Origin of the sequence: Hydrocoleum sp. CS-953 (assembly GCF_002260545.1) — a bacterium.
In the GTDB taxonomy this organism is placed as follows: domain Bacteria; phylum Cyanobacteriota; class Cyanobacteriia; order Cyanobacteriales; family Microcoleaceae; genus Trichodesmium.
On the sequence record NZ_LGSU01001020.1, the window covers coordinates 1 to 6,103 of the forward strand.

Consider the following 6,103-nt stretch of genomic DNA (forward strand, 5'->3'; position numbering starts at 1 on the left):
ATTAACTATCTGAAAATAATGATTAGTTTTGATGATAAAAAATATCATAGCTCAAATTACCAAGCAATTACTTCCAAGTGTGGAAACTGCTAAGGTAAAAACTGAAAAAAACCTTTTCAGGCACAAAACTGAACATAAAGCTAGTATAATTTTAGTGTAGTCCTTAAATCAAGATTATGGCAATGTAAAAATAGATATTTTAAAGAGAGGTTAGAGTGGATGAACAATGGAAAAGTAAGAATTTACGAATTATCAAAGGAATTGAATTTGGATAACAAAGATATATTAGCAGTTTGTCAAAGGCTCAACATATCAGTGAAGAGTCATAGTAGCACTATTACAGAATCAGAAGCAGAACTAATTCGCACAACAGCAGAAAACTTACCCCACTCTCCCAGTAAGTCTGCTGCTCCAGAAAAAAGTAACTCTCACTCATCAGATTCAACTGCAAATTATAACGAACAGAAAAAACAACAGATACTAGAAATACGCAAACCTAAACCATTATTAGAAAAATCTCAACAAAAAAATTACAGCAAAATAGATAATAATTTAGTGACAACTCCTCCAAATCCTTCAGTATTAGATAACCAACTTAAAGCACCCAGTAGACCAAGGCCAAATTCTCCCGTGAAGTCAGAGGTAGTAAAAGATCAATCTGGATTAGAAGTAGGCAATAATTCTCTGGCACAACATCCGAATCAACCATTAAACAAAGACCGTACTCCCGATCAAAAAGATACTACGGAAAAGCAAACAGCAGAAGTGCCAAAGCTAGTAGCTCCACCAGCAAGGCCAGCTCCTCCTAGCTTAAATCGAAATCCACGAAATACTAGCATTAGTAAGCCAAATCAAAAAAACAAAAAACCAAAACAAGAAGGTAAAAAAAGAAAAGACAAAGAAGAAAAGCCTGCTGAAAAACAGCCCTTTGTATCTAAAAAAGACAATAAAGATACTCCCCATAGAGATAAAGAAAGTGTAAAAACATCTCCTCCAGCTCCTGAAACTTCCCCTCAAGCAAAACCAAAACATCGAGAGAAACCTACAGTTAAACTAAAGCAGGTGCAAGAAAAGAAACCTCAACTTGCACCTAAGCCCAAACTAACAACATCTGTGACAGAAGAATCAACAGATATTGTTGTAGATGTGGAAGCAAAAGAGCAAGAAGAGAATGTTATAGAAACTGTAAATTATGATTTAGAAAAACCAAGACGAAAAGCAATAGCTCCAAATAAGCCGACTTTAGCGAAAGCGAAGAAAGGTTCAAAGTGGGATGAAGAAGAAGAAGATCCCAACGAAATTGCCCAGAAAAATGCTAAATCTACTGCTAAGGCCAAACGTCTTCGTCCAAAACCTATGCTGGAAGATGAAGATGAAGAATTAGCAGAACTTTTGAATAAGCCTGCACCAGTAACAATGAGTTTATCTTTAGCTCGTCCGGCAAAACCAAAAAGTTTTACGGAAAAAAATAAGCCTCAGTCTGGTAGCAATACTTCCAACATTAAAAAGAAATCTAGTCAATCTCGTGAATCTGTCAAGTCTGAAAGTAGCGAACAAACTCAACCTGCTGAACTAAAACCTGTAGAAAAGTTAGTTATTAGTGCTTCCATGACAGTCCAGGAATTAGCATTAGCTTTAGCAGTGCCTGAAACAGAGATTATCAGAAGACTGTTTATGAAAGGCATCGCAGTCAATATTACTGAAAGCTTAGATATTCCTACCATAGAAATGGTTGTACAGGAGGAAGGAATACCTATAGAAATTCCAGAAGAGCAATCAGCAGCCAAGAAAATTACTGAAATGCTGGAAGATGCAGACCTGGAAAGTCTTGAACGTCGTCCTCCAGTTGTAACAATTATGGGACACGTCGATCATGGAAAAACCAGTCTCCTAGATTCTATTCGTGCAACTAAAGTAGCAGCAGGGGAAGCAGGTGGTATTACTCAGCATATTGGGGCCTACCATGTTGACGTGGAACATGAAGGCAAGATGCAGCAAGTAGTATTTTTAGATACTCCTGGTCACGAAGCTTTTACGGCAATGCGAGCTAGGGGGGCAAGAGTTACGGATGTTGCTATTTTGGTTGTCGCCGCAGATGATGGGGTACAACCACAAACTATTGAAGCTATTAGTCATGCTAAAGCTGCAGAAGTACCACTGATTGTAGCAATTAACAAAATTGATAAGGAAGAAGCTAACCCAGACCGTGTTAAACAAGAATTGATGGAACATGGTCTAGTACCGGAAGAGTGGGGTGGCGATGCAATTATGGTTCCAGTTAGTGCTATTCAGAAACAAAATTTGGATACTTTGCTGGAAATGATTTTGCTGGTCTCAGAGGTAGAAGATTTACAAGCTAATCCAGAACGTTTGGCCAAAGGTACAGTTATTGAGGCCAATTTGGATAAAGCTAGAGGTCCAATAGCTACTTTATTAGTACAAAATGGAACTTTAAAAGTAGGAGATATTGTAGTTGCTGGTTCCGTTTATGGAAAAGTACGGGCAATGATAGATGACCGAGGCGATCGAGTAGATCAAGCTAGTCCATCTTTTGCGGTAGAAGTTCTTGGTCTGAGAGATGTGCCTCAAGCTGGTGATGAGTTTGAAGTGTTAGAGAATGAAAAAGAAGCTTCAGCTATTACTGGAGAAAGAGCAGATGCGAAAAGAGAATCGCGAATTATGCGCCGAACCAGTTTGGGTGCTGTTTCAGCTCGTGCCCAGGAAGGAGAACTTAAAGAACTCAACTTGATACTAAAAGCAGATGTTCAAGGTTCAATAGAGGCTATTGTTGGAGCTCTACGACAACTACCTCAAAAGGAAGTGCAACTAAGGTTACTACTTTCTGGAGCTGGAGAAGTGACAGAAACGGATATTGACTTAGCAGCAGCTAGTGAAGCTGTGATTATTGGCTTTAATACGACCATGGCATCAGGAGCGCGTCCGGCTGCAGATGCTGCTGGAGTAGATGTTAGAGAATACGATGTTATCTACAAACTTTTGGATGATATCCAAGGGGCAATGGAAGGTCTATTAGATCCTGAGCTAGTAGAAGAGCCATTAGGTGAAGTAGAAGTCCGTGCTGTGTTTACAATTAACCGTGGTGCTGTTGCAGGTTGCTATGTATTATCTGGTAAAGTTGTCCGTAATTGCAAAGTGCGAGTACGTCGCAATGGAGAAGTTATACACCAAGGTATATTAGACTCCCTCAGACGTATGAAGGATGATGTTAAAGAAGTAAACGCAGGCTATGAATGTGGTATTAGTTTCGACAGCTTTAGTAATTGGAGTGAAGGAGATATAATTGAAGGTTACCAAATGGTAACTAAGCGTCGGAAACTATCTACCTAAAATAGTTAGCATTAGACGGAAATTGCTTTGATGCAATTTCCGTTAAATTACAAAGTACTATGTTTGACTCAAATTTAATGTTATCTAAATAACTACACAGAATTAGATAAAGTATAGCAATCCTAAATAGGGCTTGCTGATTAAATATCAAAGCAATGACAGATAAAGGTTTGAGCAATTTTATCTCTGGAAAAAGTACCAGCTTTTTGATTGATAAAGCCGAAAAGGTTAGCATTTTGGGTAGACGCGAGGCCAAAAAATCACTCTTACTATTCTTCCTCCTGCCTCCTCTATAATTCCCACTTCTCCTGTACGNGATAAAGGTTTGAGCAATTTTATCTCTGGAAAAAGTACCAGCTTTTTGATTGATAAAGCCGAAAAGGTTAGCATTTTGGGTAGACGCGAGGCCAAAAAATCACTCTTACTATTCTTCCTCCTGCCTCCTCTATAATTCCCACTTCTCCTGTACGGATTATTTCCTAGGTCATGCTCCTAATTACGCGTTTACGTTTGCAGAGCATTCCGAAGGAAAGTATTCCGGAACGGAAATCACCCCTAGGACTACTACCCTTACCCATAATAATTTTTCAGCAAACCCTAAATAGGTTGCGGGTAATCAAAAAGTAGATCAACAACTTAAAACTCCCGCCTGTTCACTGTTCCCTGTGGCCTAAAAGCGGTAAGGTTTTTATACACAAATAAAATAGGACTGCTATATTTGTATTTATTATAATATTGCAACTAGAGATAGACCAAAATTACCTTGCAGAGTGGCAAGTAGGGGATAATTTTTGGAAGTTGCTAATTGATGGGGTGATTTATCTCCAGGGGGTAATGTTTCCTTGGTTATCACTATGGTTGATTTGGACAAACTACAGAGAAATAATACCAGTTTGATAAATGTTTGGTATAAATTTGGATTATTGGTATAACTCAAGATTCACGAGGCATAGAGGAATATTCTATACAGGATTTATCAAAGTAAGGGTTTATTTTTATTATAGTAAAAATCATACCTAAAATATTTCAAGCCTTCTAAATTATTTCTAAAATTCTTTTGTCAAATTGATTTTTTTTGAGTCAGTATCGAATCTAAAAGTCAAGATTTGATGACATATATAATCTGATAGGAATGTCTGGTTTATGGCTAGTGAGTTATCTTTAAAGAGGAAGCTGAAATATCAGAAATTTTAGCACTAAAAGTGTGTCCTTTATTCATTAGGTAAATGTTATGAGTAATTTTAATGCTACTTCTGGGAAGAATAACTCAGCCAAGGCAATTAAAAAAAATGAGGCAGAATCTCGGATTTGGGATAGTTTGAAGCAAGCGATCGCTTTAACTTCAGGATTTCAGAGATGGCAATTAGAACGTAATGTTAATAATAATCAGCAACAAAATATACCCTTAGATAGACAAGTTAGTTTATATTTACGAGAAACTCTGGAAACACTAGCTTACTAAAAAAAAGTAAGCTATATTACAGTTCTCCTGGCTAATTTTTTAATTTTGCCATAATTTAGGGTTTGCTGAAAAAGTCTTTTTGTAGGGGTAGAAGTCAGGAGTTAGGAGTTAGGAGTCAGGAGTTAAGAGTTAGGGGAATTACAGAGAATGTAGTCGGAAGAATTGTCCCTCAACTTTTCCACCCTTGTCTGCTCAAAATCCTCAGATTTTAAGCTTAAGGGATCAAAAGCTTGCACTTTTTTCCCACACGCAAATGCTAAAATTTATATATATATAAATGCTTTTAGATTTAATCAGCAAGCCTTAATTCTTAAAACAGTAGTAAATCACAAAATGCCTAGTTCTACACATCTAGAACTAGGCATTTTGCTTTTAAAAACAGATTTTTTATATTTAGGGTCTTTATATTAGTTAACCCCAATTAAAGTTTAAGGTCTTTATATGAGCTGACCTCAATTGATTTATATATATTATTTGACAATAACTTTACAGGGATCGGTGATTTCGTAATATTTTCTTTATTTTCTTATATTTTTATGGCCAAATATATATCATTGTTGCCAAATGTAAACTTTTATGACTTGGAGACAGAAGGGCGTTAACGAAGTNCAATTCAGCGAAAACCTGGCCGAAAATTTATATATATTATTTGACAATAACTTTACAGGGATCGGTGATTTCGTAATATTTTCTTTATTTTCTTATATTTTTATGGCCAAATATATATCATTGTTGCCAAATGTAAACTTTTATGACTTGGAGACAGAAGGGCGTTAACGAAGTCAGAAGTCATAAGTCAGAAGTCAGGAGTGATCCCTGACTAAGTGGTGAGCTAGTTGGAGCGCTACCAGGTGAGCGATGGAACGGCGCGGGATCTTAATAAATGTCCGCGCCCTATTTGCATAGTGCTATATTAAAAATCTTAAGCCCTTACTCCAAACGAAACAGCCAAATCATCAAAGCCATAACTCCAACTTGTAAAGCAAAGTTAGAAAAAGCAGAGCCAATATTTTGGCCAGCGATAATTTTGGCGAAAGAAATAAAAGCTCCAATAAAACCAGAAGCTCCAAAAGCCACATAGATAAATTTTCGTAATCCTCGATAGGGAGCATCTAGTTCAGCTTTTAGGCGAGCATATTTTTCTGGATCGAGTTTAGTTTGACCGTGAGAATTGTTTGAGTTTGGAGTTGGCATAGTGTTAAGAAACAGAGTTAATCAATATTTTTAATAGCATTAATCAGGGAGTGCAATCTTTTATAAGATAATTAATAAAAAATTTTAATAGTTACAAGT

4 protein-coding genes are annotated in these 6,103 nt (G+C 36.8%); 3 read left to right on the top strand and 1 reads right to left on the bottom strand.

Translation table 11 applies throughout. The features are described from left to right. Positions 1 to 219: 219 nt before the first annotated feature. The 3 genes from infB to AFK68_RS14735 all read left to right on the top strand — a co-directional run bounded on the left by infB (position 220) and on the right by AFK68_RS14735 (position 4,810). On the top strand, positions 220 to 3,348 hold the full coding sequence (infB, locus tag AFK68_RS14725) for a translation initiation factor IF-2 (protein WP_094673454.1): 3,129 nt from the start codon (positions 220 to 222) through the stop codon (positions 3,346 to 3,348). Between the two features lie 735 nt (positions 3,349 to 4,083). Then, positions 4,084 to 4,245, top strand: a complete 162-nt coding sequence (locus tag AFK68_RS36850) for a hypothetical protein (protein WP_168186482.1) — start codon at positions 4,084 to 4,086, stop codon at positions 4,243 to 4,245. A gap of 334 nt (positions 4,246 to 4,579) precedes the next feature. Then, positions 4,580 to 4,810: a hypothetical protein gene (locus tag AFK68_RS14735; RefSeq protein WP_168186483.1), complete on the top strand. Its 231-nt coding sequence runs from the start codon at positions 4,580 to 4,582 to the stop codon at positions 4,808 to 4,810. Between the two features lie 930 nt (positions 4,811 to 5,740). Here the strand turns inward: AFK68_RS14735 and AFK68_RS14740 are convergent. After that, entirely contained in the window at positions 5,741 to 6,004 is a 264-nt protein-coding gene (locus AFK68_RS14740) for a DUF3493 domain-containing protein (RefSeq protein WP_094673456.1), read from the bottom strand. Positions 6,005 to 6,103: the final 99 nt, after the last annotated feature.

Excerpts from the sequence above, each read along its gene's own strand:
- AFK68_RS14740 (WP_094673456.1), bottom strand. The coding sequence starts at position 6,004 with ATGCCAACTCCAAACTCAAACAATTCTCACGGTCAAACTAAACTCGAT.
- infB (WP_094673454.1), top strand. The coding sequence starts at position 220 with ATGAACAATGGAAAAGTAAGAATTTACGAATTATCAAAGGAATTGAAT.
- AFK68_RS14735 (WP_168186483.1), top strand. The coding sequence starts at position 4,580 with ATGAGTAATTTTAATGCTACTTCTGGGAAGAATAACTCAGCCAAGGCA.